This window comes from Kribbella sp. NPDC048837 (assembly GCF_055586945.1).
The window spans coordinates 431523-456869 of the sequence record NZ_JBVJHF010000009.1 but is presented as its reverse complement, the minus strand read 5'-3'; the positions used below and the strand labels follow the sequence as shown (position 1 = coordinate 456869).

At 68.1% G+C, this 25347-nt stretch carries 28 protein-coding genes and 1 pseudogene; 15 read left to right on the top strand and 14 right to left on the bottom strand.

Annotation, left to right across the window (positions count from 1 at the left end; all coding sequences use genetic code 11):
- Positions 1–12: 12 nt before the first annotated feature.
- Positions 13–339, bottom strand: coding sequence for an Hsp20/alpha crystallin family protein (locus tag ACZ6O0_RS36930; RefSeq protein WP_465769696.1), 327 nt, complete (start codon positions 337–339; stop codon positions 13–15).
- On the bottom strand, positions 281–1270 hold the full coding sequence (locus tag ACZ6O0_RS36925; protein WP_465769695.1) for a phosphatase PAP2 family protein: 990 nt from the start codon (positions 1268–1270) through the stop codon (positions 281–283). Before ACZ6O0_RS36925 ends, ACZ6O0_RS36930 begins: the two co-directional genes overlap by 59 nt.
- A gap of 202 nt (positions 1271–1472) precedes the next feature.
- On the opposite strand from ACZ6O0_RS36925, the gene ACZ6O0_RS36920 reads away from it, so the two are divergent.
- From ACZ6O0_RS36920 to ACZ6O0_RS36910, 3 genes are all read left to right on the top strand, one after another.
- Entirely contained in the window at positions 1473–2378 is a 906-nt protein-coding gene (locus tag ACZ6O0_RS36920) for a lysylphosphatidylglycerol synthase domain-containing protein (RefSeq protein ID WP_465769694.1), read from the top strand.
- Positions 2375–3010, top strand: a complete 636-nt coding sequence (locus ACZ6O0_RS36915; protein ID WP_465769693.1) for a glycerophosphodiester phosphodiesterase — start codon at positions 2375–2377, stop codon at positions 3008–3010. Before ACZ6O0_RS36920 ends, ACZ6O0_RS36915 begins: the two co-directional genes overlap by 4 nt.
- A 125-nt stretch (positions 3011–3135) precedes the next feature.
- Positions 3136–3483, top strand: a complete 348-nt coding sequence (locus ACZ6O0_RS36910; protein WP_465769692.1) for a hypothetical protein — start codon at positions 3136–3138, stop codon at positions 3481–3483.
- Positions 3484–3501: 18 nt separating this feature from the next.
- Here ACZ6O0_RS36910 and ACZ6O0_RS36905 read toward each other — a convergent pair whose 3' ends face one another.
- Positions 3502–3777, bottom strand: coding sequence for a DUF1876 domain-containing protein (locus tag ACZ6O0_RS36905; RefSeq protein WP_465769691.1), 276 nt, complete (start codon positions 3775–3777; stop codon positions 3502–3504).
- A 158-nt stretch (positions 3778–3935) separates the two neighbouring features.
- Between ACZ6O0_RS36905 and ACZ6O0_RS36900 the strand changes: the two genes are divergently transcribed.
- From ACZ6O0_RS36900 to ACZ6O0_RS36885, 4 genes are all read left to right on the top strand, one after another.
- The gene (locus ACZ6O0_RS36900) at positions 3936–4136 is read left to right on the top strand and encodes a hypothetical protein (RefSeq protein WP_465769690.1); all 201 of its coding nucleotides are present in this window, start codon (positions 3936–3938) and stop codon (positions 4134–4136) included.
- Positions 4137–4434: 298 nt separating this feature from the next.
- Positions 4435–5547: an alpha/beta hydrolase gene (locus ACZ6O0_RS36895; protein WP_465769689.1), complete on the top strand. Its 1113-nt coding sequence runs from the start codon at positions 4435–4437 to the stop codon at positions 5545–5547.
- 75 nt (positions 5548–5622) lie between these two features.
- The gene (locus ACZ6O0_RS36890) at positions 5623–6165 is read left to right on the top strand and encodes a flavodoxin domain-containing protein (protein ID WP_465769688.1); all 543 of its coding nucleotides are present in this window, start codon (positions 5623–5625) and stop codon (positions 6163–6165) included.
- A 49-nt stretch (positions 6166–6214) separates the two neighbouring features.
- The gene (locus tag ACZ6O0_RS36885) at positions 6215–7231 is read left to right on the top strand and encodes a lysylphosphatidylglycerol synthase transmembrane domain-containing protein (RefSeq protein ID WP_465769687.1); all 1017 of its coding nucleotides are present in this window, start codon (positions 6215–6217) and stop codon (positions 7229–7231) included.
- Between the two features lie 113 nt (positions 7232–7344).
- Here the strand turns inward: ACZ6O0_RS36885 and ACZ6O0_RS36880 are convergent, their stop codons facing one another.
- Positions 7345–8001: a hypothetical protein gene (locus ACZ6O0_RS36880; RefSeq protein WP_465769686.1), complete on the bottom strand. Its 657-nt coding sequence runs from the start codon at positions 7999–8001 to the stop codon at positions 7345–7347.
- Positions 8002–8175: 174 nt separating this feature from the next.
- Between ACZ6O0_RS36880 and ACZ6O0_RS36875 the strand changes: the two genes are divergently transcribed.
- The 3 genes from ACZ6O0_RS36875 (at position 8176) to ACZ6O0_RS36865 (ending at position 12059) form a co-directional block, all read left to right on the top strand.
- Positions 8176–9375 (top strand): acyltransferase family protein, encoded by a 1200-nt coding sequence (locus ACZ6O0_RS36875; protein ID WP_465769685.1) that lies wholly within the window; start codon positions 8176–8178, stop codon positions 9373–9375.
- Positions 9376–9467: 92 nt separating this feature from the next.
- A complete protein-coding gene (locus ACZ6O0_RS36870; RefSeq protein ID WP_465769684.1) occupies positions 9468–10418 on the top strand; it encodes an ABC transporter ATP-binding protein in 951 nt (316 codons plus the stop codon).
- A 3-nt stretch (positions 10419–10421) separates the two neighbouring features.
- On the top strand, positions 10422–12059 hold the full coding sequence (locus ACZ6O0_RS36865; RefSeq protein ID WP_465769683.1) for an ABC transporter permease: 1638 nt from the start codon (positions 10422–10424) through the stop codon (positions 12057–12059).
- Between the two features lie 16 nt (positions 12060–12075).
- Here the strand turns inward: ACZ6O0_RS36865 and ACZ6O0_RS36860 are convergent, their stop codons facing one another.
- The 3 genes from ACZ6O0_RS36860 to ACZ6O0_RS36850 are packed head-to-tail and all read right to left on the bottom strand — an operon-like array spanning position 12076 to position 14587.
- A complete protein-coding gene (locus tag ACZ6O0_RS36860; protein WP_465769682.1) occupies positions 12076–12546 on the bottom strand; it encodes a hydrogenase maturation protease in 471 nt (156 codons plus the stop codon).
- The gene (locus ACZ6O0_RS36855; protein ID WP_465769681.1) at positions 12543–13838 is read right to left on the bottom strand and encodes a Ni/Fe hydrogenase subunit alpha; all 1296 of its coding nucleotides are present in this window, start codon (positions 13836–13838) and stop codon (positions 12543–12545) included. Before ACZ6O0_RS36855 ends, ACZ6O0_RS36860 begins: the two co-directional genes overlap by 4 nt.
- Complete coding sequence (locus ACZ6O0_RS36850) at positions 13835–14587, bottom strand: NADH-quinone oxidoreductase subunit B family protein (RefSeq protein ID WP_465769680.1); 753 nt, start codon at positions 14585–14587, stop codon at positions 13835–13837. Before ACZ6O0_RS36850 ends, ACZ6O0_RS36855 begins: the two co-directional genes overlap by 4 nt.
- Positions 14588–14692: 105 nt before the next feature.
- Here ACZ6O0_RS36850 and ACZ6O0_RS36845 point away from each other — a divergent pair, with 105 nt between their 5' ends.
- From ACZ6O0_RS36845 to ACZ6O0_RS36835, 3 genes are read left to right on the top strand one after another with little or no spacing between them, the layout of a single operon-like run.
- Entirely contained in the window at positions 14693–15823 is a 1131-nt protein-coding gene (locus ACZ6O0_RS36845) for a 4Fe-4S dicluster domain-containing protein (protein ID WP_465769679.1), read from the top strand.
- Positions 15816–16280 (top strand): Crp/Fnr family transcriptional regulator, encoded by a 465-nt coding sequence (locus ACZ6O0_RS36840; protein ID WP_465769678.1) that lies wholly within the window; start codon positions 15816–15818, stop codon positions 16278–16280. The genes ACZ6O0_RS36845 and ACZ6O0_RS36840 overlap by 8 nt, the downstream gene beginning before the upstream one ends.
- Positions 16270–17094, top strand: a complete 825-nt coding sequence (locus ACZ6O0_RS36835) for an FAD/NAD(P)-binding protein (protein ID WP_465769677.1) — start codon at positions 16270–16272, stop codon at positions 17092–17094. Before ACZ6O0_RS36840 ends, ACZ6O0_RS36835 begins: the two co-directional genes overlap by 11 nt.
- 164 nt (positions 17095–17258) lie before the next feature.
- On the opposite strand, the gene ACZ6O0_RS36830 is transcribed toward ACZ6O0_RS36835, so the two are convergent.
- The 7 genes and pseudogenes from ACZ6O0_RS36830 to ACZ6O0_RS36800 form a co-directional block, all read right to left on the bottom strand.
- Positions 17259–18326 carry a hypothetical protein gene (locus tag ACZ6O0_RS36830; RefSeq protein WP_465769676.1) on the bottom strand — a complete coding sequence of 356 codons (1068 nt, stop codon included), beginning with the start codon at positions 18324–18326 and terminating at the stop codon, positions 17259–17261.
- A 284-nt stretch (positions 18327–18610) separates the two neighbouring features.
- Positions 18611–19372, bottom strand: a complete 762-nt coding sequence (locus tag ACZ6O0_RS36825; protein ID WP_465769745.1) for a hypothetical protein — start codon at positions 19370–19372, stop codon at positions 18611–18613.
- A 407-nt stretch (positions 19373–19779) separates the two neighbouring features.
- Positions 19780–19905 (bottom strand): annotated as a pseudogene (locus tag ACZ6O0_RS36820) (NAD(P)-binding domain-containing protein); the annotation flags it as partial.
- Positions 19906–19968: 63 nt separating this feature from the next.
- Complete coding sequence (gene ctaD, locus ACZ6O0_RS36815; RefSeq protein WP_465769743.1) at positions 19969–21738, bottom strand: aa3-type cytochrome oxidase subunit I; 1770 nt, start codon at positions 21736–21738, stop codon at positions 19969–19971.
- 110 nt (positions 21739–21848) lie between these two features.
- Positions 21849–22331 carry a TraR/DksA family transcriptional regulator gene (locus ACZ6O0_RS36810; protein WP_465769675.1) on the bottom strand — a complete coding sequence of 161 codons (483 nt, stop codon included), beginning with the start codon at positions 22329–22331 and terminating at the stop codon, positions 21849–21851.
- 265 nt (positions 22332–22596) lie between these two features.
- Complete coding sequence (locus ACZ6O0_RS36805; protein WP_465769674.1) at positions 22597–23256, bottom strand: response regulator; 660 nt, start codon at positions 23254–23256, stop codon at positions 22597–22599.
- Between the two features lie 2 nt (positions 23257–23258).
- Complete coding sequence (locus ACZ6O0_RS36800) at positions 23259–24215, bottom strand: HAMP domain-containing sensor histidine kinase (protein WP_465769673.1); 957 nt, start codon at positions 24213–24215, stop codon at positions 23259–23261.
- Between the two features lie 303 nt (positions 24216–24518).
- Between ACZ6O0_RS36800 and ACZ6O0_RS36795 the strand changes: the two genes are divergently transcribed.
- Both ACZ6O0_RS36795 and ACZ6O0_RS36790 read left to right on the top strand, forming a co-directional pair.
- Positions 24519–24833 (top strand): TraR/DksA family transcriptional regulator, encoded by a 315-nt coding sequence (locus tag ACZ6O0_RS36795; protein ID WP_465769672.1) that lies wholly within the window; start codon positions 24519–24521, stop codon positions 24831–24833.
- A 27-nt stretch (positions 24834–24860) separates the two neighbouring features.
- Positions 24861–25232 carry a hypothetical protein gene (locus ACZ6O0_RS36790; protein ID WP_465769671.1) on the top strand — a complete coding sequence of 124 codons (372 nt, stop codon included), beginning with the start codon at positions 24861–24863 and terminating at the stop codon, positions 25230–25232.
- Positions 25233–25347 lie beyond the last annotated feature (115 nt).

Below are 25347 nucleotides of genomic sequence, written 5' to 3'. Positions count from 1 at the left end.
GCCGGGCAGGGGTCAGTCGGTGTGCTCGATGGTGATCGTGCGCGCCTCGGCCGGCTTCGCCGAGATCGGTACCGTCACCTCGAGGATTCCGGCTGTGTACTTGGCCACGACGGCCTTCTCGTCAGCTCCGTCCGGCAGCAGCACCCGGCGGGTGAGCAGGCCGTAGTGGAACTCCGAGCGGGCACCGTCGTGCTCCTTCTGCTGACGAGTCGCGGTGACGGTCAGTACGCCGTTCGCGATCTCGACCTTGATGTCCTTCGCCGGATCCAGGCCGGGCAGCTCAGCCCGCACGACGTACTTCTCGTCGTCGGTGAACTCCTCGATCCGGGGACCGCGCATCGTCGCCGGCAGGCTGAACAGGCTCGGCCAGCCCTCGGCCCAGTCGAACAGCTCCGCGAACTGACGCCGGTTGTCCCTGTGTTGAAGCGCCGTCATAGTGGCTCCTTTCCGTTGTCTTCCTCCACTTCCACGACACCTCGCGCCGCACTGACACAGCAGGGCCCAAGGCACCGGTCCCGGCAGACCTTCGACCCTGCCGCCGTCGCCGACCGGCCGAGCCGAGCCAATGGACGGCGAACAGGCTCACCAGGGCGATCACGCCACCGGCCAGGCCGTCGAAAAGGTAGTGATTGGCGGTCAGGACGATCGCGGCCAGCATCAGAATGGGCATCAGCCAGCCGAACAGACGCGTGATCCAGTGACGCGCCAAGCCGGCGACCGCGATCCCCATCAGCAGGTTCCAGCCCAGGTGCAGACTCGGCACGGCGGCGTACTGGTTCACGAACGCCGGCGGCTGCAGTACCCGGTAGGCCTCGGTCTGCTCCGTGACCGTGTCTACGAAGCCGTACGCCGTCAGAAAACGTGGGGGTGCGACCGGGAACAGGGCGAAGATCGCCAAGCCGATCCCCCCGGAGGCCAAGATCGCGTTCCGGAACGTGCGGTACGCCTCGCGATGCCGGATCAGCAACCACAGCAACGTCGTCAGGAGCACCGGCCAGTGCCCGTAGATGTAGATGTAGCTGACCGTGTTCGCTATCCACCCGTGCGCGGTGATGGCCGCCTGCAGCTTCGGCTCGACGAAGACGCCGGACGATCGCTCGATGGTGACGATGCGCTCGGCGTTCTGGTAGGCCACATCGACTCTGGTCGCGATCAGGCCGCGGACACCGAAGTACAGGACGATGGCGGCCGCGATCACGATCACCTCGCGCGCGACCTGCTGGGCCCGGCCGGCCATGCGCAGCATCGCTGTCCCGCCTTCGGTGACCATCGGTCACTCCCTCCGCCGCTCGTTCCACCGTGGCCGAGGCGACCGGCAGCAGCACAGGGCCATACCGCCCGGCTCCTGACGGCAAAGGTCCGCGACAGGCGTCACGATGCGATCTTTGAACGCGCCGGTTATCGTCCTGGCATTGGACTGTCGGGTCCGGCGCACGTGTCAGCGCTGTTTTCGGGCCCGGAAGGAAGCCTTCATGGACAAGGGCCACACACACTTCGCGCGGATCGCGCGGCTCATTCAGACGATCGCGTCGCATCGCGGCCTGCGGATCACCGCGCTCGTGACCGCGGTCGGGCTGTCGCTGTGGAACGTCGAGCGCGTCCCCCACACCGCCCTGCTGCCCGCTGCGGCCGGCCTGCTGCCGTTCGCCATCGGCAAGTACGTGCTTTGCCCGATGCGTTGGCACGCGATCTCGACCAGCGGCCGACCGCGCCGGTGGCATGTTCGCGCGTATGCGGAGAGTGAGGTCCTCGGCCTCATCTCACCGTGGCACGCCGGGGCGGACCTGTGGCGCGTCCATCGGCTGGAGAAGATCGGCGTACGGCGCGCCAGCGGGGTCGCAGAGGTTGCGCTGGACCGTTTCATCGGTGCTGTCGGACTCGTCGCCGCTGTGGTGGTCAGCGGTGTGACGCTGCCGTGGACCGTACTCGCGATCGCCCTCGGGGCCGCGGCGGCGGTTCTCGTCGGGGCGCTCGTCGTACGGCGCCGGCGTCCCCTCCTGACCGGTCGCTGGCCGTGGCCGTCGGCGAAGGTGTTCGCACTCGGCGTCGTGCTGTCGATCGGCTATCAGGCCACGATCCTCGGCCTGCTGGTCGGATCCATCGACGCGGTCGGCGGGTCCGTGTCGCCGCTCCAGCTGATCGCGGTGTTCGGAGCCAGCCAGATCGCCGGTGCGCTCCCAGGCGTCCATGGAGCGAGTCCGCGCGAGGGCGCCCTGGTCGCCGGCCTGGCGTCGATCGGTGTCTCCTGGACGGCCGCCTTCGGCGCTGTCGCGCTCACGGCCTTGCTCTATTGGATTCCGGCCCTCCTCATCGGCGGTACCTTGCTGTTCCTGCGGTGGCGCGGCTGGTTCACCGAGCCGGGACCGGCTGCGCCGTGACCCGCGAGCTCGTCGTCGCGCACCGTGCGGGCAACGACCCCGGCACGCTCCGGTCGGCCCTCGATCTCGGCGCCGACCTCGTCGAGGCGGACGTGCACGCGTATCGGGGCCGTCTCGAGGTCCGGCACCGGAAGACTCTCGGTCCGTGGTGGTTGTGGGATCAGGGTGAGCTGGTCCGCCGCGCCGATGTCCGGCTGCTCGAGATCCGCGAACTGCTGGCCTCGATCGACGGCGATCCCCGCCTGCTGCTCGACCTGAAGGGGATCCATCCCCGGCTCGCCTCCCGCCTCGCGAGGGTGCTGACCGAGGTCATGCCGAGCACCACGGTGACCGTGTGCACACAGCACTGGTGGATGCTCTCCGCCTTCCGCGACCTAACCAATGTCCGGCTGGTGCTGTCAGCGGGGAGCCGCCGCGGACTCCGCCGGCTGCGGTCCCGGCTCCGCAGCCGACCGGCGTACGGCGTCTGCGTCCACCGGCGGCTGCTCACCCCCGAGATCGTCACCGAGCTCCGGCACCGCGCCGAGGTCGTCTTCACCTGGCCGGTGGACACCGAGGACGCGCTGGCCGACGCCCGTCGCCTCGGCGTCGACGCGGTGATCGGGAAGGATCTCGGCATCCTCGCCGCGTGACCAGCTCAAAGGCCCGTCGATACAGGGCGAACGGCTCATCCCCGCACCTCCCGGCGGGGTCGACGCTGGAAGTGACGGCGGTGGCCGTTCCCAACTGCCGCCTTCCTCACCTGTCGGGAGGCATCATGTCGAAACAACTGGCTGGATCACCCGGGACAACCGCGCGCCCGGTCACCACCGGATCGAAGGTCTGGTTCGTCTGGATGACCGGCATGTGGGTGGCCTTCTTCGTCCTGCTGCAGTCGAATCGGCTCGACGAAGTCGCCACCTGGATCCGCGATCTGCCGCTCGTGCTCGAACTCGGCGTCTGGGTGCTGTGCTTCCCGTGGGTCCTCGCCACGGCGGTCTGGACCAGTGACTGGTCCGAAGGTCTCCGCGTCACCCTCGTCGTCGTCTTCGCCGCCGGCTGGACCCTGATCTCGATCCCCCGCCACAAGACGAGCGTCCCGCCGCCCTGCGACCGCCGGCAGTGACTCCGGGCCTCTCTGCGGTCAGTTGTGCAGGCGGATGTGTTCGTGGGTGACCTGCTCGATGTCGGACGCCGCGGCGTCCAGCAGTTCGTGAGCCAGGTTGGACAGCGCCCGCGCGACGGCGAGTTCGTCGCCGATCTCGGCGATCTCGGTGTCGTTCGGATTCCGGCGAGCGGTTCCCCGGCCGACGAGACGCGTCTCGTCGTTGGTGTGCAGCCGCGCCTCCGCGCGGGTGGTCCGCTCGTCCTCGTGCTCGTCGATGAAGATCTCGACGCTCCACTGCCTGCTTGCGATCATGGCGCTCGTCCTTCCACTCCGGGATTTCCGCTTCATCCCATAGTCGACGGCCTTCCGGCCCGGAGCCAGGGTCGTTCGGTCCGGCGCGGGCAGGAACTTCTGCCCTGTCGTGCGATCGCGAGCTGACGTGTGCTGGAACTGTCAGAGAGGGGCCGGCCATGAACGACATCGAGAAGAGCCGCACACAGCGGGACGCGCAGCGTACGGTGGCCAGCCGGCGGACGACCGGATCGGCACACCCCGAGCAGGCCATCCTGCGCCACCTCGGCGTCGAGCTCTACAAGGAGCGCCACCGCCGCGACACAGGAGCCGGCGAACCCGATGCCGAGCAGCGGACCGACCAGCCCCCCGGTGACTAGTCCCACAGACTCGTCCGCAGGAACGTGTACGCATCAGCACGGAGAGCGCGACGACGACGCCAACGCCAGTCGCTTCATAACGCGCTCCTTCGAGGGTTGGTGTCATGAGCACCCCTTCCCTCGACTCCACGCTCGCGCTGGTCCCGCCTCGACGGCAGGGTCGATCGGCCCGCGCCCGCCGGGTACACGTTCTCGCGAGCAAAACGTTGTCCCTGCCGGATCAGGGCCTTCGGCCCTGGGTGGCGAGTGCTTCGCGACACAGGCTGGCTGGGAGGACCGACGGCGGAGGTGACGCGACATGGAGCGAGTCGGTGGCCGTCCGAAGATCGTCCGAGCCAGCCTGGTGTTCAGTGCCGGATGTCTCCTGCTCGGGGTCGGGATCGGCCTCGGCCCGCCGTACCTGGTGAAGGCCGGCCTCCATCCGGTCACCGTCCTGGGTATCGCCGTCCTGGCAGCCGGACTGGTGCTGCTCGCTCTCGGCGGGGTGACGCTGGTGCGCGCCGCCCGGAGTTGGCGCCGCATCCCGGTAGTGCCCGTCCTCCTGGCTGCGATGGCCACTGCGACGCTGACGGTGGGTCAGGCGGTTGCGGCGACCAACGTGCCCCCGACGACCGTCGGCTCGATCACTCCGGCCGATCGCGGCCTGACGTTTGCCGAAGTCTCGCTCCCCACGGCTGACGGGGTCACGCTCGCCGGCTGGTACATCCCGTCCCGCAACCAGGCGGCGGTCGTCCTGCTCCATGGGGCGGGCTCGACGCGCTCGAGTCCTCTCGACCACGCCGTCGCACTGGCGCGTCACGGGTACGGCGTACTGCTCCTCGACGCGCGCGGTCATGGCCGCAGCGACGGACGCGCCATGGACTTCGGTTGGTACGGCGACGACGACGTCGCCGCGGCCGTGTCGTTCCTCCAGACGCGACCGGACGTCGATGACGACCTGATCGCGGCGGTCGGGCTGTCGATGGGCGGCGAGGAGGCGATCGGCGCGGCGGCGGGCGACCGGAGGATCCGCGCTGTCGTCGCCGAAGGCGCGACCCATCGAGTCGCCGCCGATCGAGCGTGGCTGTCCGACGAATTCGGCTGGCGCGGCACCCTCCAGGAGGGTCTGGACCGGCTGACCTACGGCATCACCGACCTTCTCACGGCCGCAGATCCCCCGCAGCCGTTGCGCGCTGCGGTCGCTACAACCGCGCCACGAAAAGTCCTGCTCATCGCTGCCGGTGACCTCGCCGACGAGGCAAACGCAGGCCGCTACGTCCGGTCCGCGGCCCCCGGCAACGTCGAATTGTGGATCGTCCCCGGCACGGGCCACACCGATGCTCTGCGAACCCATCCGCGCGAGTGGGAACAGCGTGTCAGCGCATTTCTCGCCACCGCACTCGACCTCGAAGACGACAAAGTCCGGCCGTGAAGACCGGTGAAGGGCCCGGGTCATCCGGGCAGAAGGACCTGAACCTGTTCGCATGCTGAAGGAAGGAGTTCAGTGATGTCCAAGAAGGTACTCATTGCCTACGGCACCAAGATGGGCGCGACCGCGACCATCGCGGCCGTGATCGGTTCCGAGCTCCGTGCCGCCGGCCACCAGGTCGACGTCCACGAGATCGGCGGCGTCCTGGCCGTCAGCGAGTACGACGCGGTCATCGTCGGCAGCGCGATCTACCAGGCCCGCTGGCGCCCCGAGGTCGTTCGGTTCCTCCGCCACCACGAGCGGCAGCTCCGCAACCGCCCGGTCTGGCTGTTCCACAGCGGCCCGATCGGTCCGAGCAAGAACCAGGACCAATCCCTCCCGCCCGACGTCGCCCGGCTGGCACGCCTCGTTCAGGCAGCACCGGTCAAGACCTTCGCCGGTGAACTCCAGGCCGACGCGATCACCGCACGCCTGTCCCACCGGGCCGAGCTCGACCATCTGATCGGCGACTCCAGGGACTGGCCCAGGATCCGCGCCTGGTCGCGCGAGATCGCCACCGTCCTGCGGACGCCCCGAACCGAAGCAGCCGGCAATGGTTCACCTGTTGCCGCAGGCGACTAGGCCACCGGCTGCTCCCGGATCCCGGCGGCGCACAGCAGCCGGGCGGGCGGTGACGACCGCGCTCGCCTGGCTCCGCAGCGCCGTCGGCCTGCTGGTCCTGATCGCGGTCGTCGACTACGTCGTACTGCCGAGGATGGCCGGCACCGAGCAGTCGCTTCGCCTGCTGCGGAACGTCGATCCATGGTGGGTGGCCGCCGGGATCGCGCTCGAAGCGATCAGCCTGGTGAGCTACTCGCTGAGCACTCGCAGTGTGCTCAGGAAGAGACCACCAGGCTTCGGCTGGCTCCTGCGCAGCGATCTGACCGGCTACGGCATCGGACACATCGTGCCGGGCGGTGGTGCGACAACGACCGCACTTCGGTATCGGCTTCTTGTCTCCGGTGGCGCGGCACCGACCGACGTCGCCGCGGCAATCGCAGTACAGGGAGTCGGGTGTGCGGTGGCGCTGTCCGCCATCCTGTGGGTCGCGCTGATTCCCAACCTGGTCTTCTCCGGGCCGACTGCGGCGTACCTGATCATCTGGCTGATCGGCGCCGTGCTCGCCGCCTGCGGGGTCGTTGCCACCAGGAAGCGTTCGCGGATGGCCGCGGTCGCGGCGGCCGTCCTCGGCTTCGCGCTCCGCCGGCTCCCCCGGCGCTGGCGTCCCAGGGTCCGCGAGATCGCGACCCAGCTGCGTGACCTGCTGTCGGACCGGGAGGTCCGCAGATCCTTCCTGACCTGGGCCACGCTCAACTGGCTGCTCGACGCAGCCGCGCTCTGGTTCTTCCTGATCGCCTTCGGGCACCCGATGAACCCGGCATCACTCGTGCTCGCCTACAGCAGCGCCAGCCTGCTCGCGGTCCTTCCGATCACCCCCGGCGGCCTCGGCATCATCGAGGGCGTCCTCATCCCGGGCCTCATCGGCCTCGGCGTTCCCGGCGGCGTCGCCGTACTCGCCGTCGTCTCCTGGCGGCTCTTCCAATTCTGGATCCCCGTCCCCGTCGCCGGACTGTGCTACCTGTCCCTGCGCACCCCCGGCTGGCGCGACAGAGTCGCTGCCGCGACCCGCCACAACACCGCGCGCTGATCTTTCGGTTGCTCGGCGCGGCGACTACGGGAAACGCCGATGAGTGCAGATCGGCGAGCGTCCCGGCATCATGACCGGGAGTTCAGTCGGAACCATCACGAGCACAGGGCGTTTCACCCGGGCGAGGTGCCTGGAGGCTTCCGCGCCCGGGACCCGGCGCCGGGGTCGAGTTGCGCGACCGGTGCGATACCGCCGGCTCCACCGGCGCCTATGCCGGCCCTGCCGATCAAGCCGGAGACCAGTTCTTGCGCCTCCGTCATCGTCTGTTCGAGGGTCTGCAGACCGGCCTCCACCCGGCCCGCCTCCAGCGACCAGCGGGCCGCGGCCATGCCCTGCACGATCGAGTCGTTGATCTCGATCGCCTGACGGTACAACAGCGCCGCGGACTCCAGACGCCGCTTCTCCGCCTCCGAGCGGCGAAGCCGGTCCGATGCGTCGCCGAGCAGCACGCCGAGGAGTAGCAGCGGCAGGACGCGCGACATCCATCCGGAAGGACTGAGAGTGACGTCCTTCACCAGAACCCAGACCACGATCAAGGCCACGGCGACCAACGCCCCCGCCGCCCCGGCGCGCAGTCCGAAGGCAATGGCGATCAGCGCCACCGGCAGGGCGAAGAGCATGGAATAGGAGTCCGCGGGGCCACCGGCAAGCACCCGGAGCAACAACACCAAGACGTACAGTGCAGTAGCGACGGCAAGGGCCACGCCCGGGTGCTGACGGAACCACGGTTCCTGCGGTGAGCCGGCCGGCGGGCCGGTGGTGACGGTCATCGTTCCAGCGTGCGCCGGAGCAGACCGTCAGCCCAGAGGCCAAAGGTCCTGTCGTGCCGCGCGGGCCGCACTGGCCGAGAGAACCCACCGGCCCGGCGCCGAAGCGGCTTACGGACTCGCCGGCCAGGTCCTTCGCCCCTGCTCGGGGCTCCTTCCCTTCAGAACCATGAAGCCATGGCCGATGACAGTCCGAGGCCGCGGGACGAGGTATCCCTCGGCAGACCCGAGTCACAGGTCGAGAGGTGGGCCGCGACCCGGCAGGCGTACCTGGACAACCTCAAGGTCGTCCTGATCGCCGCGATCATCGTCATCCACGCCGTCCTCGGCTACGCCTCGATCGAGGTGTGGACCTATACCGAATTTCGCGAGGTCACCTTGTCGACGGCCACGCAGGTCGTGCTGTTCGTCCTGGTGAGCCCCTTCGCGTTCTTCCTGATCGCCCTCCTGTTCCTGATCGCCGGGCTCCTCACCCCGTCGTCACTCCAGCGCAAGGGCACAGCCCGCTTTCTCATCGACCGGCTGCTTCGCCTGGGCCTGCCGTTCGTTGCCTACGTCGTGCTCGTCCAGCCGACCTTGAACTATGCGCTGCAGCATCCCCTCGGGGCAGCGCCTGGGTCGTACTGGGCCGAGTACCTGGGATCGGGGCGGCTCGACACCGGCCCGCTGTGGTTCGTCGGCGTACTTCTGGTCTTCTCTGCCGGGTACGCGGGCTGGAGTCGTTGGCGCCGTCCCACCCCATCGGAGGGCCCCGGCATTCGCCCGATCTCGATGCGGACCCTGCTACTTGCTGCGGTTGTCGTGGCTCCGGCCTCGTTCGTGGTCAGGCTGGTCTACCCCTATGGATCCGAGAGCGGCGTCACCGACCTCAACTTCTGGGAGTGGCCGGCATGCATCGCTGTGTTCGCCATCGGCATCAGGGCGTCTCGCCAGGACTGGGTCGCCGCTGTTCCGGCTCGCCTTGCCCGGCAATGCCGCGACCTGACCCTGCTGGCGGCGCTCGCCTTGGTGACTCTCCTGATCATCGCCACCGTCCTTGACGCTGTCGACGACGCGGCGGGCGGTTGGCATTGGCTCGCGATCGCTTTCGCTGCCGTCGACGCCGTACTCACGGTCTTCGGGTCGGTCTGGCTGCTGAGCGTCGCACAGCATCGCCTGGACCGGAGGTACCGATGGGGCCCTGTCCTGAGCCGCAGCGCCTACGGCGCGTTCATGCTGCAAGCCCTGTTCCTGCTCGGGTTCGCAGTCGCCCTTCGCCCTGTCGGAATTCCCGCGGAAGCCAAGGCGCTGGTCGTGGCGATCGCCGGTGTCACCTGCTCGTTCGCCGCCGCCTGGACCCTGATCAGCCGCGTGCCCGGGTTCGCCCGGGTCCTGTGAGTCGCACTGCCAGGTCCCGGGTGACGATCGTCCACTCGAGGTCGGGGCTTTCGTCCCTGAAATCCGGAGCGCGTGGGCGGGAGCGTGGAGGTATGGATGAGTCGTTCACTACCAGAGAGCAAGCCTTCCGCGGCGATGCTGTGGTGGCGTCGGGGCTGGTCAAGGACTTCGGATCCACCAGAGCGCTCGATCATCTGGATCTGACTGTTCATGCCGGCGAGGTGCATGGCTTCCTCGGCCCGAACGGTGCCGGGAAGACGACCACGATTCGCATCCTGCTCGGCCTGCTGCGCGCGTCCGGGGGCCGCGTCACGCTGTTGGACGGCGACCCGTGGCGCGAGACCGCGGCGCTGCATCGCCGGTTGGCCTATGTGCCTGGTGAGGTGAACCTGTGGCCGAACCTCACCGGCGGTGAAGTGATTGATCTGCTCGGGAGTCTTCGGGGCGGGCTGGTGACATCACGTCGGGCCGACCTGCTGGACCGGTTCGAGCTCGACCCGACCAAGCAGGTCCGGGCCTACTCCAAGGGCAATCGCCAGAAGGTCGCCCTGGTGGCGGCGTTCGCCTCCGACGTCGAGCTGTACCTGCTGGACGAGCCGACCTCGGGTCTCGACCCGCTCATGGAGACGGTGTTCCAGGACGTCGTCCAGGGCGTACGCGATCGTGGACACACGGTCCTGCTGTCCAGCCACATCCTGTCCGAGGTCGAGGCCCTGTGTGATCGGGTCACGATCATCCGGAACGGGCGCGCCGCGGAGTCGGGCACCTTCGCCGAGCTACGGCATCTCACTCGCACCGCGGTGGCGGTCGAGACCAGCCGGCCGCCCACCGGCCTGGGTTCGCTGACCGAGCTGCACGACCTGATCATCGAGGGCAGCAAGGCGCGGTTCAGTGTCGATGCCGGCGACCTCAACACCGTGCTCGAGCGGCTCGTGCAGTACGACGTACAGTCCCTGACCAGCTCCCCTCCGACGTTGGAGGAGTTGTTCCTGCGGCATTACGGCGACCAACTCGACCGGCCGACGGAGCTTGAGGCGGTGTGAGCTATGGGCACCATTACGGCAGCCGACTTCAGCGGCACCTGGCGCCTGGCCCGTCTGGCCGCACGCCGCGACCGCTACACCTTGGCCGCGTGGTGCGGAGGACTGGGCCTGTTCGTGGCCGCGACGGCGGCGATGTTCGATCAGAGTCTTGCCGTGCGCGAGGACCTCGTGCGCGAGACCCGGATGGTTGCCGTCAACGCCGGCATGCGCCTGCTCGGGCTCACCTCCGGGCCCAGCGTGGGCGGGTACATGCTGCACCGCGAGTATGTGACTCTCGCTGTGCTGGCTGCCTTGATGAGCACGTTCGCGGTGATCCGGCACACCCGTCAGAACGAGGAGCTCGGTCGCGCCGAGTTGCTCGGCTCCACCGTGGTCGGCCGCTACGCCGGCCTCGCCGCGGGAGTGCTCGTTGCAGTGGCCGCCGACGTCGTCCTGGCCTTGGTGCTCGCTGCCGGCATTGCGGTCAGCGGGCAGCCCCTCGGCGGCGCCCTGCTGGCCGGGGCGTCGGTCGCGGCAGTCGGATTGGTGTGGGTGGGCGTCGCCGCGGTGACGTGCCAGCTGTCCTCCACGACCCGTGCTGCCGCCGGCATCGCGGCCGGCGCCCTGGGACTAGCCTTCGCGATCAGCGGTATCGGCAACATGCTCGGCACCGTCGACCAGGCCGGCCTGCGGGTCACCAGCGCGTGGCCCGCCTGGTTGTCACCGATCGGGTGGGGACAGCAGACACGCCCCTTCGGTGGTGCCACCTGGTGGCCGCTGCTCATCGCCGTCGCCGCCCTCGGCATCCTGCTCGCCGTCGCGGTCGCGCTCGCCTCCCGTCGCGATGTCGGCCGTGGCTTGTGGCCAGAACGGCGCGGCCGGGCCGAGGCAGGACACCTGTTGCTGAGTCCGGTCGGACTGGTGTGGCGCCTGCAACGGAGCGCCTTCACGGGATGGGCGGTGGCCCTGACGACGTTCGGGCTGATCTTCGGCAACCTCACCGAGCAGATCCAAGGGCTCGAGGGCAACGCCAAGGACTGGTGGACCAAGACGGGCGGAACCGACCTGATCATCGACGCCTACAAGGTCTCGATCATCCAGATGGCCGGCATGTTCGTCGCCATCTACCTGGTACAGGTGCTGTTGCGCCTGCGGGCCGACGAGAGCGGCGGCACACTGGAGGCCGTGCTGGCCTCGGGTGTCACCAGGGCGCGATGGCTGGCAGCTCACCTGGTGAACGCAGCCGCCGGCTGCGTCGTCCTCATGGTGCTGTTCGCGGTCAGCATGGGCTTGGCCGCTGGACAGGTTCTCGGAGATCCCGGCACCCAGGTCCGTGAGCTGGTCTGGGCAGGCATCGTGCAGGTCCCCGGCATCCTGGTGATGGGGGCCGCCGTGGCAGCGGTTCTCTGCGCCGTACCGCGTTGGTCGGTCCCGATCAGCTGGACCATCCTGCTCTCCGCCCTCGTGGTGGGCCCGATGTTCGGACCTGGGCTCAACCTGCCCGCATGGGTGCAGGACCTGTCGCCGTTCACCCACAGCCCCAAGGCGCCTGCGGTAGCAGTCACCGCCGCACCCCTGCTCGTCCTGACCGCGGTATGCCTCGGTCTCACTGTGGCGGCGCTGATCTCACTTCGACGTCGCGACCTGGCCCTTCCGGCCTGAGGCGGACCACCCTGATTCAGGACGTGGCGCTCACGCGCAGTTCGGTCAGCACCGCCTCCACCAGCCGAGGCACCGCGGCGGCGACCGGCGCCGACAGATCGGTGCCGAGGGCAACGTCGGTCGCCTCGACCGCATAGACGATCAGCCGATCCGGCAGCCGGTCCAGCACTTCGGCGAGCCGCAGCGCATCAGGGATGCCGAGACCGTGCGAGCCGGCTGCGTGGTGCGAGCGGAGAGCCCCGGCCTGATCGGGCAGCTCGGTGCGATGGATCTCGCCGGGCGTCGACGGCTCGCACAGGACGGCGTCGATCACCACGGCCAGTGGCGCGCCGGCCCATTCCTCGATCAGTCGTGCCGGTTCGCCGTCGGACACCACCAACCGCACACCGGTTGGCCGACGCTTCTCCAGCTCGGCGACGAGTGCCGGCCCGACACCGTCGTCGCGGCGATACTCGTTGCCGATCCCGATCACCACCGGTGTTTTCACAGCCGCTCCACGGAGAGCTCGAGGAAGTGCGTCGAACACGAGATGCACGGGTCGTAGTTGCGGATCGTCCGCTCGCACAGCGCCGTCAGCGGTTCGTCACCGAGATCCAGATGGGCCGAGACGACCCGTCGAAGGTCGTCCTCGATGGCGGCCTGGTTCTGCGATGTCGGCGGTACGATCGTCGCCGCCCCGACCAGGCCGTCGGCGCCGATCGCGTAGCGGTGGTACAGGAGGCCGCGCGGCGCCTCGCTGACACCATGCCCGACCCCGTCGCGTGGACGAACGTCGACGTACGGCGGCTCCGGCGACTGGTACGACTCGATCAATCGCAAGGCTTCCTCGACCGCGTACACGGTCTCGACGGCACGGACCACGATGCTGCGGAACGGATTGCGGCACTCACTGCCGAGCCCGGCGTCGGCCGCGAGCCCGAGAGCCAGCGGCGACAGGCGTTCGTGGTTCAGGGTGTATCGGGCCAGCGGTCCGGTGAGGTACCGGCGGCCGTCGAGCCGGGCGTGCAACGCGGTCGAGTGCGGCACCTGCTCCTCGACAACATGGTTGCCGAAGGCGTCGACTTCGAACGCGGGCCCGTCGGTACGGCGTAGCGTCGTACCACGCTCGATGGCATACCGGTCCGGGTTGTGGACGGCGAGCAGCTCGTGGTCCAGCTCGAGGTCCGGGAAGTCGAAGCCGGCCACCCACCGCACCGTGGCGATCGCGGCGTCGAGTGCCGGGCGCAACTGCATTGCCAGCTCGTCGAGCCGATCTCGGCCGGGTGCGGAGTAGAAGCCGCCGACGCGCACGTTGATCGGGTGGATCGGCCGGCCGCCGACCAGCTCGAGGATCGCGTTGCCGGCCTTCTTCAGCGCGAGCCCCCGCTCGACGATGTCGCGATGGTGAGTGGCCAGGGCGATCGCGTCCGGGTAGCCGAGGAAGTCCGGCGCATGCAGCAGGTAGATGTGCAGCGCGTGGCTGGAGATCCATTCGCCGCAGTACAGCAAGCGCCGCAGCTCACCGATCGGGCCGCCGACCCGAATCCCGCAGGCGTCCTCGATCGCCGTGCACGCACTGGTCTGGTAGGCGACCGGGCAGATGCCGCAGATCCGCGCGGTGATGTCGGGCGGCTCGGTGTAGCTTCGCCCGCGCAGCAAGGCCTCGAAGAAGCGCGGCGGCTCGTAGATCTGCAAGTCCGCACGCTCCACCACGCCGTCGCGGACGGTGACATGCAGCGCACCCTCCCCCTCGACACGGGCGAGCGAGCTGACCGTCAGCTGCCTGGCGCGGTGGCTCATGAGGACCAGCCGCCGGCCGCCGCGTTGAACGTGAGGAAGACCCGGTCGACGTCGCCGTCGGTCATCCCGGCCGCCCGCAGCCGCGGGAGCAGCGCCGCCACGTTCGGCTGCGCCATCGGGCCGAAGCAGCCGAAACATCCACGCCGGTACGCCGGGCACAAGGCCCCGCACCCGGCGTGGGTGACCGGCCCGAGGCACGGCGTACCGTCAGCGACCATCACGCAGGTCAGGCCACGGCGCTTGCACTCGGTGCACACGGAGGTGTCGGGCAGATCCGGCTTTCGGCCGGCCAGGAACGCTGTCAGCACCTCGAGCAGCTGGCGGCGGTCGATCGGGCAGCCACGCAGCTCGAAATCGACCCGGACGTGGTCCGCGACCGCGGTCGAGGTGGCGAGGGTCTCGATGTAGTCCGGCCGGGCGTACACCACCGACGCGAACTCGGCGACATCGCCGAAGTTGCGCAGTGCCTGGATCCCGCCGGCCGTCGCGCAGGCACCGATCGCCACCAGCACCCGCGACTCGGCCCGGATCCGCCGGATCCGCTCGGCATCGGCCGCCGTGGTGATCGAACCCTCGACCAGTGACACGTCGTACGGACCGGGCAGCACCGCGCTCGACGCCTCCAGGAAATGGGCGATCCGCACCCGCCCGGCCAGCGCGAGCAGCTCGTCCTCGCAGTCCAGCACGGTGAGCTGGCAACCGTCACACGAGGCGAGCTTGAAGATCGCAAGCGTCGGAGTGTCCATCATGCCGAGCACACCAGGGTGACTGACGCCTTCGCCAGGGACCGAAGACCGCGCCACCCGGGACCTTCGACCCTGGGGTCGGTACGGCGGCCACCGCACGATCGCGGTATGGGTGCAGCGATCATCGACTCCGTAGGCCTCGGCGCTCTCGTCCAGGTGCTGATCGCCGACGGCTACCAGGTGATCGGGCCAACCGTGTCCGACAGCGCGATCGTGCTGGCCGAGCTCACCGACGCCGGACAACTGCCCGCCGGCTGGGGTGTCGAGACGGGTCCGGGCCACTACCGGTTGCGGCCGCGTGAGGACGGCGCGATGTTCGCCCACTCCGCGGGCCCCCAGTCCTGGAAGACGTTCCTGCATCCGGCCCGCCGCAAGCTGTGGTCCACGGAGGGTGAGGGATCGTTCCGCGCCGCCGAGGAGGAGACGCCGAGGTACGCGTTGCTCGGCGTCCGGGGTTGTGATCTGGCCGCGATCGCGAAGCTTCGCGATGTGCTGGCCGGCGGCAGCCATCCGGACGGGTCGTTCGAGGCGCGGCACCGGTCGTTGGTCGTGATCGCGGTGAACTGCACCGAACCCGGCGAGGTGTGCTTCTGCGCCTCGATGGGCACCGGCCCCGCGGCAGGCCCCGGCGCGGACCTGACCCTGACCGAGCTGACGGCACAGGCACCTGCCGACAGCCATCGATTCCTGGTCGAGGCCGGCACCGATGCCGGCCGCGACCTGCTCGCCCGGATCGACCACCGCGACGCGGCCGATTCCGAGACCGACAGGGCACGTACGGCGGTCGAGGCAGCCGGGCACCGGATGGGACGGGCGATGCCTGAGGTGGATCTGCGAGCGTTGCTGGCCGGCAGCCGTGAGTCGACGCACTGGGAGGACGTCGCGCAACGATGCCTCACCTGCGGCAACTGCACGATGGTCTGCCCTACCTGCTTCTGCACCACCACCGAGGATGTCAACGACCTCACCGGGGACCACACCGAACGCTGGCAACGCTGGTCGTCGTGCTTCGAGCTCGACTTCTCCTACCTGCACGGTGGCAGCGTGCGCAGCTCCGGCGAGAGCCGCTACCGGCACTGGCTCACCCACAAGCTCGGCACCTGGTACGACCAGTTCGGCGGATCCGGGTGCGTCGGCTGTGGCCGGTGCATCGCCTGGTGCCCCGTCGGGATCGACCTGACCGAGGAAGTGGGCCGGCTCGCCGCGGCGGCAGCGACCGGGGAGTCCACTGATGCCTAACATCAGCTTGTTCGACGCCCTCGGTCCGCACGAGCGGGAGGTGCTGCTCAGCACAGCCCAGGACGTGGACTACGACGACTGCGAGCGGCTGTTCGACGAGGACGGCCCGGCTGACCGCTGCTGGCTGATCCAGCACGGCCGCGTCGCGCTCGACACGGCGGTCCCCGGCCGCGGCCATGTCGTCATCCAGACTCTCGGACCTGGCGATCTGCTCGGTTGGTCCTGGCTCGTCCCGCCGTACCGCTGGCAGTTCGGCGCCCGAGCGATCGGTACCGTCCGTGCGACCGCGTTCGACGCCGAGCGGCTCAGGCTGCTCGCCGACCAGGATCCCTCGCTCGGCTATGCGCTGACCCGCCAGCTGCTGGTCGTCGTACTCGACCGGCTGCAGTCCACCCGCGCTCGGTTGCTGGACCTCTACGGCAATCCGGGCGACGAGGGCCGCGCCGATGCCGACTGAACCGATGCTGCCGGTCAGGTACCGGGTCATCAGCCGCACGGTCGAGACCCAGGACTCGGCCACGCTGTGCCTGAAGCCGGTCGACCGTCCGCTGGACCCGTTCCGGCCGGGGCAGTTCGCCATGCTCTACGCGTACGGCGTGGGCGAGGTGCCGATCTCGATCAGTGGCATCGGCCAGGACGGCACGTTGACGCACACCGTCCGGTCCGTCGGTGCGGTGAGTCGGGCCCTGTACGACGCCCGCCCTGGATCCGTGATCGGTGCCCGCGGCCCGTACGGTACGGCGTGGACACCGGAAGGTGCCGCTGGCAACGATCTCGTCGTGGTCGCCGGTGGCATCGGCCTGGCTCCACTGCGCCCGCTCCTGCTGGACGCGCTGGCCGAACGGACGGCGTACCGCAAGATCGTGCTGGTAGCCGGCGCTCGCACACCGGACGAGTTCCTGTTCCGCGCCGAGCTGGATCGCTGGGCGGCGCGTGACGACCTCGACGTCGAACTCACCGTCGACCGGCCCGCGCCGGGCTGGGACGGCCCGGTCGGTTTCGTCACCGAGCCGCTGTCCCGGCTCCGGATCGATCCGGATCGAACGGTCGCGTTCCTCTGTGGTCCCGAACCAATGATGCGTTTCGGTGCGCGCGTCCTGATCCGCAGTGGGCTGCGCGCCGAGCGGATCCGCGTGTCCCTCGAGCGTTCGATGAAGTGCGGGATCGCGCTGTGCGGACACTGCCAGCTCGGCCCACTACTGATCTGCCGCGACGGCCCGGTCCTGGACTACGCAACCGCCGACCCCCTCCTCGCCATACCCCAACTCTGAGCCCACCAGCCACTGGCCTTTGCGCACCCTCATGCGAGTGCTCGGCGAGGTCGGCATCGCCCACTACGCCGCGGAGGGCCAGTCGCCGACGTGCACGGGCCAGCTGGATCAGTGAGGTCCGGGACAGCTGCGCTACCCACGCGCTGCAGATCTGAGGCTGGTGGCTAGGTGACTACGTTTGGCCCGAGCAGCTCACCGACGGACCTCGCCCCGAGCCGACTGAGCGCCCAGTCGAGCCACCCTTGCTCGGCGTTCGTCAACGACCCTACGATCCGCAACTGGTCGGGCAGCAGAAGGCGGCGATGAACCGTGACCGTCTCCCGTACCACCCCTCCAGGCAGGCTCCGCTGTACGGCGAAGCCAGTGTGGTCGACCGCGTCATTGTCGATCGGTACCTCTGCACGCACAACCCGGCTCCAGACGACGCCGCCGACGTGGAACCGCTGAGCAAGCATCGGCTCGGCCAGGGCGCCGAACGTGGCCAGCTTCTCCTGGAGTGGCATCGTGACGAACGGTGTGTACGGATACAGCCCACCGTGGTCTTCGACCCAGACCCACGCGACGCCGGCATCTCGCGTCTGTACGGCCTTCTTATCCAGCACGCCGTACAGACGTGCGCCGAGGTCGACAGTGATCTGAGGGCCGTACAGAGTTCGGTTCCCCGGTGGCTCACCCGGATGAACGGTGAGCACGCCCCAAGGACCGGTGATCTCGACCGCTGCGTTCGACTCCTTACACAGCACGGACGCCTCCACGACCCTTGCTTCCCACGACACCTCGTCGGCTCTGTTGAGAAACCCCGGGACGTTACCCTCCCAATGCAATCCATCCTCATTGGTGATGAGACGCAGTACATGCCCGTCATAGGCCAGTTGGTCCTCGTTCGGAACTGGCCCGAACGTAACAACCTCCAAGAACAGCTCGCGGTTGCCATGTTTGATGAGGACATCGCGCCGAATCGTCTTGATGCCAGCAACGTCTCTGTCGACGAGCAACTGAAGGCTCGCCCACCATCGCAGCGCCTCGATGAACGCCTCAGGCCGGCGGGCGGGAGTCAGGCTGAGCACCGGCGACGCAGCCCCGAGTTCATTGACTCGCTGTCCACTCCCTGGCTGCGTGGCCCGCGACAGCCACGTCGATCCGAAGAAGGCGGTCAAGTCAGCGGCCGCCTGTCCCGCGACTTCCTTACCCGCCTCCGTCAGATAGCCGGCTCCCGCGGCTGCCCGAACCAAGCCTGCCAATCGAGCGGCCGATCACCACGATCAATCCCAAGCCACACATCACGATCCGCAGGATGCACACCTCCCCCTACGACAGCGCCTGCGGCCAGAGCTCGGCTCGAATGCCGGATCAGCCAGGTGATGTCTGGGTCGGTCGCCTCACCGAACGGATGCCGATCGCCCGACGGGTCGACGGGTCGACGGGTCGACGGCATCCTCTCGCTGTAGACACCACTCACCGAGGATACACACTGGCCTGCACGCCAAACTGAGCCGTCACGGGTCACCGGCGGAGATCACTTGTCGGTGCCGTGGATCAGGCCGTCCCAGTCGATCGGAGGGCGGCCGGACACGCCGTCTCCAAGGACGAATCTGCTGGGGTCTCCGGCGGCGCGGGCACCCGATGCCAGCCAGGCAGCCAGGCCGTGGGCGTTGCGGCGTTCGAGCTCGTCGAGGTATGCCCGGCGTTCCTCGACGACTTGTAGCCGCTGCGCCGACGAGGTGGCGTTCTGCAAGGCGGAGAAACTGGCTCGCCACACCAGGCACAATGCATCGTCGCTCAGTTCGGCGGTCTCGACCTCTGCCCGTGCGTCGGACTCAGCCTCGAGCGGCGGGGCGAATTCCAGTACAGCAGTTGGCGAGAGCTCGCCCGAGACCCGTTGGATGGGCCGAGAAGGCACTGTCGAGAGATGACCGTGTTTCCTGAGCCAGCGAACGTAGCGGCGAATTGACCACGGCGATCCACCGATCGCGAGTGCCATGACCAGCATCGCCATCGGAGCGCCGAGTAGCGCCCCCAGTCCGGCGGATGCCACGCAACCGCCGCCACTGAGAGCCGCGCTGGTGGCCACCACTTGTCGTCGGTCCCGCGGGAGTCGGGTGGCGTCTTCGGGATCGAAGGTGATCATCGCCAAGACGCCGCCGACGAGGGCGGCCACGACGAGCAGCATGATGATCGCCCCAAGTGGCCAAGTGAACGCGACGATTCCGCCCACCACGCCGAATACGCCGCAGAAGGCCAACCATACGAAGCGATAGACGCTCCTGGTGGGTTCCACGACACACCTCCTTGCGGTGCTCCGAGTCTGATTCGTACAGCTACGACTTTGCCGCCTTGCGGCAGGGACTGGTACGGCCGCAATCGGCGAACCTGACCGCGGCTTGATAGCCGACGCCCGGCAACCACGGCGGCACGAGTCAGCGTCGCGGTCGAGGCCGTGCCGGGCGCTTTACACCGGCTGGCCATAAGGCTGGTCACAGTTTCGCCGATCGTGGCGGTACGTTTCCGTCTCCTCGAGCGGCACAGTCCGTATCGCAGGCATCCAGAACTGGAGCGGAGCGGCTGTATGACGAAGACGACGGCTGGAAGGTACCGCGGCCAGCGACCGACGGCGTCGCCAGCACCGCGATGTCGCCCTCGATCGTGTCGTTCACCCCGCCGGCCTTCGCGCCCGCCACCGAGCTCTTCGGCGAGGCCGGCAGCATGCTCGCACGTGGGTGCGAGGACTTGGATCTCGTTCTCCTCACCGGCCCACCGCGCGGCGATGCCACGGGCCATGTTCCCGGCGCCGATGATCGTGATCTTCGCCATCGTCAAACCTCCGCGGGACAACCCTGCTCACGTTCCTACTCCCGGCAAAGACCGTTTCACGCATCAGCTCTCAGCAGGAGGATCGGTCGCGGAGGCATCTCCCTTCGACTGCGTCTGCTCAGAGCCCGCCTCGTGATCATCGGGGCCTCGATCGGCGTCAGCCTCGCCCTCGTCCGGATCCAGCAAGTTGTTGCCTGAGGCCCCGCTGGTGGCGACCAGGGCGATCTCCGGGTGGTGTCGGTCGAACGCCGGGCTCTCGGACCGGATCCGAGGCAGTTCGAGAAAGTTGTGCCGCGGTGGTGGACAGCTGGTCGCCCACTCCAGCGACCGGCCCCAGCCCCACGGGTCGTCGACACCGACCAGGGGCGACCTGCGTGACTTGTAGACGTTGTAGAGGAACGGCAAGGTTGAGGCACCGAGGATGAACGCGCCGACGCTCGACACTTGGTTGAGGGTCGTGAAGCCTTCGTTCGCGCCGTACGACGCGTAGCGCCGCGGCATGCCCTCGACACCCAGCCAGTGCTGCACCAGGAACGTGGTGTGGAACCCGATGAACAGCAACCAGAAGTGCAGCTTGCCGAGCTTCTCGTCCAGCATCCGCCCGGTGAACTTCGGCCACCAGAAGTAGAACCCGGCGAACATCGCGAACACCACCGTGCCGAACACGACGTAGTGGAAGTGCGCCACCACGAAGTAGGTGTCGGTGACCTGATAGTCCAAGGTGGGCGAGGCCAAAATGACTCCGGTCAGACCGCCGAACAAGAACGTCGTCATGAAGCCGAGCGACCACAGCATCGGCGTATCGAATGTCACCGAGCCGCCCCAGATCGTCCCTATCCAGTTGAAGAACTTCACCCCCGTCGGCACCGCGATCAGAAACGACATGAACGAGAAGAACGGCAGGCTCACGCCGCCGGTGGCGAACATGTGGTGCGCCCAAACGGCGGCTGACAGAGCAGCGATCGCCATGGTCGCGGCGACCAGGCCGAGGTAGCCGAAGACCGGCTTGCGGCTGAACACCGGCAGGATCTCGGTGACAATGCCGAAGAACGGCAACGCGATGATGTAGACCTCGGGATGCCCGAAGAACCAGAACAAGTGCTGCCACAACAGTGGCCCACCGTTCGCCGCATCAAAGACGTGCGCCCCTAGCAATCTGTCGGCTTCCAGCATCAGCAGCGCGCCGGCCAGGATCGGGAACGCGATCAGCACCATCATCGACGTGATCAACGTGTTCCAGGTGAAGACCGGCATCCGGAACATCGTCATACCCGGGGCGCGCATCGTGATGACGGTCGTGATGAAGTTGACCGCACCGAGGATGGTGCCCAGACCGGCCATCCACAGACCCATGATCCACAGGTCGCCACCGATGCCCGGAGATCGGACCGCGTTGGACAACGGGGCATAGCCGGTCCAGCCGAAGCTCGCCGCGCCGCCAGGGGTCAGGAATCCACTGAATGCGATGAGCCCGCCGAACAAGAACAGCCAGTAACTCAACATGTTCAGCCGCGGGAACGCGACGTCCGGGGCGCCGATCTGGATCGGCATGATGACGTTCGCGAAGCCGACGAACAGCGGTGTCGCGAACAGCAGCAGCATGATCGTGCCGTGCATCGTGAAGAGCTGGTTGTAGACCTCTTCGTTCACGATCTGCAGGCCCGGCTTGGCCAGCTCGGCGCGAATGACGAGAGCCATCACGCCGCCGATCAGGAAGAACGCGAACGACGTGATCAGGTAGAGCTGGCCGATCAGCTTGTGGTCGGTAGTGGTCAGCCACTTGACGGCTGTTGCACCAAGACGACGGCGCGGAAGTATTGCAGGTTCGACCAGGCCGACTCTGCCCGTCACCGACCAGGGACGGTCCTGGCGGGAACCGACATGCGTCAACTGCTCGTGGATCGGGTCGGTGTCGTCGGCCTGACTGGTCCCCACGGGCCGACTCACCAGTTCGCCGGCGGGTCGCTGGCGGGGAACGAATCCTCGCCCCACACGTCGACGATGTCACACAGCGGTCGTGAAGGCGCCGCCGGAGGAATGGTTCCCGTGCGCCAGGGATGCGGGTGCGGGCTCTGAAGTTCCTTGGAGCGTTGGCATCGCAGGCACAGACTGGCGGTCGGCATAGCCTGCAGCCGGTCTGTGGAGATGGCGCGACCACACCGTTGACACACCCCGAAGCGACCGATCGCGAGCCGGAAGAGAGCAGCGTCGACGTCCACCAGCGCGGCCCTGGTGGCGGTCATCAGCGTTGCTGTCACTTCGCCCAGGGAGTCGTCAGATGTGTCCATCGCGTCGTACGTCAGGTCTGTGAGCTGATCGAGGCGAATCCGGCGCTGCCGTTCGAGCTCGCTCCGGTACCACCCCGAGTTGGGTGTCTGCCGGCCACGTGGTGGCCTGGGTGGCGCCGTCTGATCGAGATCGCTCATCGAGTCCTCCTCGTCGCAACGGATCGCGGAGTCGCGATACCCCTCGCGCCCGCGATCGCACGAGTCCAACGATGCCGCGTCGCCCGCGGGCTTGGTACGTGCCCGATCGGCGAAGCTCAGCATCCGTCGTTGCCGGGTTCCGGCAACCTCGCAGACCTGCCTGGGGATCCGCGATTCGCCTGCATCATCGGGCGGTCCGTCATCAGGCACCTCGCTCGCAGGGAAGATGGCATCCCGAGACCCGTGTCGGCGAGGATTCTGGGGCTCAGGGCTCGATCAGGCCGGCCCGGATCGCGTAGCGGGTCAGTTCCAGCCGGTCGCGGAGGCCGAGCTTCTGGAGCATGTTCGCCCGGTGCCGCTCGACCGTCTTGACGCTGATGAACAGGGTTCCCGCGATCTCCTTCGAGGAGTGACCCTCGGCAACGAGCTTGAGGACCTCCTCCTCGCGGGCGGTCAGGATCTGCTCCGGGATGGTCTGGCCGAGGCGTGCCCGATTCAGGTAGTTGCGGATCAGCGCGTTCACCGCTCCCGGGTAGAGGAACGGCTCTCCGCGCATCGCGGCCCGGCAGGCCTCCACCAGGTCGCGGTCGGCGACGGACTTCAGTACATACCCCGCCGCTCCGGCCTTGAGGGCTTGAAAGAAGTACTGCTCGTTGTCGTACATCGTCAGCATGAGAATCCGCAGGTCAGGTCGGCGCGACGACAGCTCACGCGCTGCCTGCAGCCCGGTCATCCGCGGCATCGCGATGTCAAGAATCGCCAGATCGATCTCGGTGGACAGGGCCAGGTCGACGGCCTCCTTTCCGTCCCCTGCTTCGGCGACCACCGTCAGCCCAGGTTCGCTGTCCAGGATCAGCCGAACACCGCGGCGTACCAGTGCATGGTCGTCGGCGAGCAGGATGCGGGTGGCGTCCGGTGCAGCCATGCTCATACTCCGTTCCGGTCAAGAGGCACCAGCAGGTTCACCTCGGTGCCGCCTGCCGGCGCGGCGCCGACATCGAGGGCGGCACCGACCAGCAGTGCGCGCTCCCGCATGCCACGGATTCCTGCTCCCTCGTGGGCCAGCCCGAGGCCGCGACCGTCGTCACGGATCTGGAGACTGACAACTCCCCCGCCGTGGCGCAGACTGATCTCGACCTGGGTAGCCTCCGCATGACGGGCGACGTTGGTCAGCCCTTCCTGGGCGACCCGGTAGATCACCAGCTCGGCCTGCTCGTCCAACGCAGGGAGACCAGGCTGGAACTGGTGACGTATTGCGAGACCGGTGTGCGTGGACAGCTCGGTGACCAGCGCAGTCAAAGCACTGACGAGACCAAGGTCCTCCAGCACACCCGGCCGCAGTCTCCGCGCCAGACGGCGTACCTCGTCCAGGCTCTCCCGGGTCGTCTCCTGAGCATGGAGCAGGTCCGCGCGCAGGTCGGAGTCGTCCACCCGCCCGGCCGCGCGTTTGAGTTCCAGCAGTACGGCGGTCAGGCTCTGACCGACTTCGTCATGCAACTCCTGGGCGATCCGTCGCCGCTCCGCCTCCTGGGCAGACAGCGCACGCGTACTGCTGGTGGCACGTTCTGCCTCCAACCGCGACAGCATGTCGTTGAAGGCACGGATCAGCTGCGCGACACCACCATGTCCGGCCACCGGCAGGCGCTGCCCGGGCTTCAGCAGATCGACCGTCGCCATCCGGCGGCTCAACCGATCCAGTGGAGCCAGACCCACCTGCAGTAGTACGGCGTTCGCGACCAGCATCACCGCAAATCCACCCAGCAGCACCAATGCCTCGGTAAACACCACTGGAGCCGACACGGTCACCGGCGCCCACAGCAACAGCGCCGTCGCGGCAGCAAGCACCACCGCGTTCAGCGCAAAGATGCGCCAGAACAATGGCACCGCAAGCACCCCCCTCTGCACCGCAGTGGTCTGATGGCTCGGCGAATGTTGCATGCTGCCCAGCCTGCCTGCTCTCCCCCTGCAAGTCGATCGGGCTGACACTCACCCGCCGGGTGCTGCCTGCAGCTGTCCGAAGGCCCGAAATGGGTGTCAGGCCCGATGGTCTGCGCCCACTGCATCGCCGATGGTGGTGACAGAGCCATTCACGAGCCTCTAGACGGCCGACACAGACAGCCGGCGTGCACAATGCCTCCCAGGTGCACGCCGGCCTCCGGCCGCCGTCCCTTGAAAGGACCCGATTCAATGTCCACCGACACGGGCCGCATCCAGCACCTCACAAACCACGAAGCACGCCGGCGACTGGAACACGAGCGCAGCTCGCGCCTCGTCCAACTGCGGGCGATCGAGGAGTCCGCGCCGTATGCGGACGAGGACCTGCAGGCGGCGCAGACCGCCGCGATCGAGGGTGTGCTCGAAGAGATCGACGCTGCCGGGCGGCGTCTGGACGACGGCTCCTACGGAGACTGCGACAACTGCCGAACCGCCATCCCCGTCGAGCGTCTCGAGATCCTGCCTTACGCGCGCCTTTGCGTGGGGTGCCAGCAACGCGCCAGCTGAGAGTCGATCCAGTCGAGGAGTTGTGTCGTGACCCATCAGATCTCCGCAGTCCATAGTCGACGCCTCGAGCCCGCACAACTCACCGTTCTGCGGGCGGGTCTGCTCGAACAACTGCTGTTCCGGCGTCAGCAGCTCCGGGATATCGCCTGGGAAGCCACCGAGGTCGCCAGCATGGCAGGCTCCCGTGATACCGCCGCGCACAGCGAGATCCGTCATGAACTCACCGTGGCCGCACAGACCGCATTGGCCGAAACTGAGGCCGCTCTGGCCCGAATAGACGCAGGGAGGTACGGCGGATGTGGCCGATGTGGCCGCGCCATCAGCCTCCAATGCCTGTCCGTCCACCCTCAGGCGCGCTATTGCACACGGTGTCAGCACTTCCTCGCGACCCAGCAATGAGCGGATTCACCGCGCCCACAACCGTGAGGGTGGCCCGACAGCCTGGATAAATGGGTGCTGGTCCCGATGGTCGCCGCGGTCGGTATCGGGCATGGTTGAAGGTAAGGCGCAACTG

Coding starts and splice junctions, on each gene's coding strand:
- ACZ6O0_RS36930 (WP_465769696.1), bottom strand. CDS start 339: ATGCGCGGTCCCCGGATCGAGGAGTTCACCGACGACGAGAAGTACGTC.
- ACZ6O0_RS36855 (WP_465769681.1), bottom strand. CDS start 13,838: ATGAGCCACCGCGCCAGGCAGCTGACGGTCAGCTCGCTCGCCCGTGTC.
- ACZ6O0_RS36900 (WP_465769690.1), top strand. CDS start 3,936: ATGAACGACATCGAGAAGAGCCGCACACAGCGGGACGCGCAGCGTACG.
- ACZ6O0_RS36895 (WP_465769689.1), top strand. CDS start 4,435: ATGGAGCGAGTCGGTGGCCGTCCGAAGATCGTCCGAGCCAGCCTGGTG.
- ACZ6O0_RS36910 (WP_465769692.1), top strand. CDS start 3,136: ATGTCGAAACAACTGGCTGGATCACCCGGGACAACCGCGCGCCCGGTC.
- ACZ6O0_RS36905 (WP_465769691.1), bottom strand. CDS start 3,777: ATGATCGCAAGCAGGCAGTGGAGCGTCGAGATCTTCATCGACGAGCAC.
- ACZ6O0_RS36810 (WP_465769675.1), bottom strand. CDS start 22,331: ATGAGCGATCTCGATCAGACGGCGCCACCCAGGCCACCACGTGGCCGG.
- ACZ6O0_RS36875 (WP_465769685.1), top strand. CDS start 8,176: ATGGCCGATGACAGTCCGAGGCCGCGGGACGAGGTATCCCTCGGCAGA.
- ACZ6O0_RS36925 (WP_465769695.1), bottom strand. CDS start 1,270: ATGGTCACCGAAGGCGGGACAGCGATGCTGCGCATGGCCGGCCGGGCC.
- ACZ6O0_RS36870 (WP_465769684.1), top strand. CDS start 9,468: ATGGATGAGTCGTTCACTACCAGAGAGCAAGCCTTCCGCGGCGATGCT.
- ACZ6O0_RS36795 (WP_465769672.1), top strand. CDS start 24,519: ATGTCCACCGACACGGGCCGCATCCAGCACCTCACAAACCACGAAGCA.
- ACZ6O0_RS36805 (WP_465769674.1), bottom strand. CDS start 23,256: ATGGCTGCACCGGACGCCACCCGCATCCTGCTCGCCGACGACCATGCA.
- ACZ6O0_RS36850 (WP_465769680.1), bottom strand. CDS start 14,587: ATGATGGACACTCCGACGCTTGCGATCTTCAAGCTCGCCTCGTGTGAC.
- ACZ6O0_RS36835 (WP_465769677.1), top strand. CDS start 16,270: ATGCCGACTGAACCGATGCTGCCGGTCAGGTACCGGGTCATCAGCCGC.
- ACZ6O0_RS36890 (WP_465769688.1), top strand. CDS start 5,623: ATGTCCAAGAAGGTACTCATTGCCTACGGCACCAAGATGGGCGCGACC.
- ACZ6O0_RS36865 (WP_465769683.1), top strand. CDS start 10,422: ATGGGCACCATTACGGCAGCCGACTTCAGCGGCACCTGGCGCCTGGCC.
- ACZ6O0_RS36840 (WP_465769678.1), top strand. CDS start 15,816: ATGCCTAACATCAGCTTGTTCGACGCCCTCGGTCCGCACGAGCGGGAG.
- ACZ6O0_RS36880 (WP_465769686.1), bottom strand. CDS start 8,001: ATGACCGTCACCACCGGCCCGCCGGCCGGCTCACCGCAGGAACCGTGG.
- ACZ6O0_RS36920 (WP_465769694.1), top strand. CDS start 1,473: ATGGACAAGGGCCACACACACTTCGCGCGGATCGCGCGGCTCATTCAG.
- ACZ6O0_RS36845 (WP_465769679.1), top strand. CDS start 14,693: ATGGGTGCAGCGATCATCGACTCCGTAGGCCTCGGCGCTCTCGTCCAG.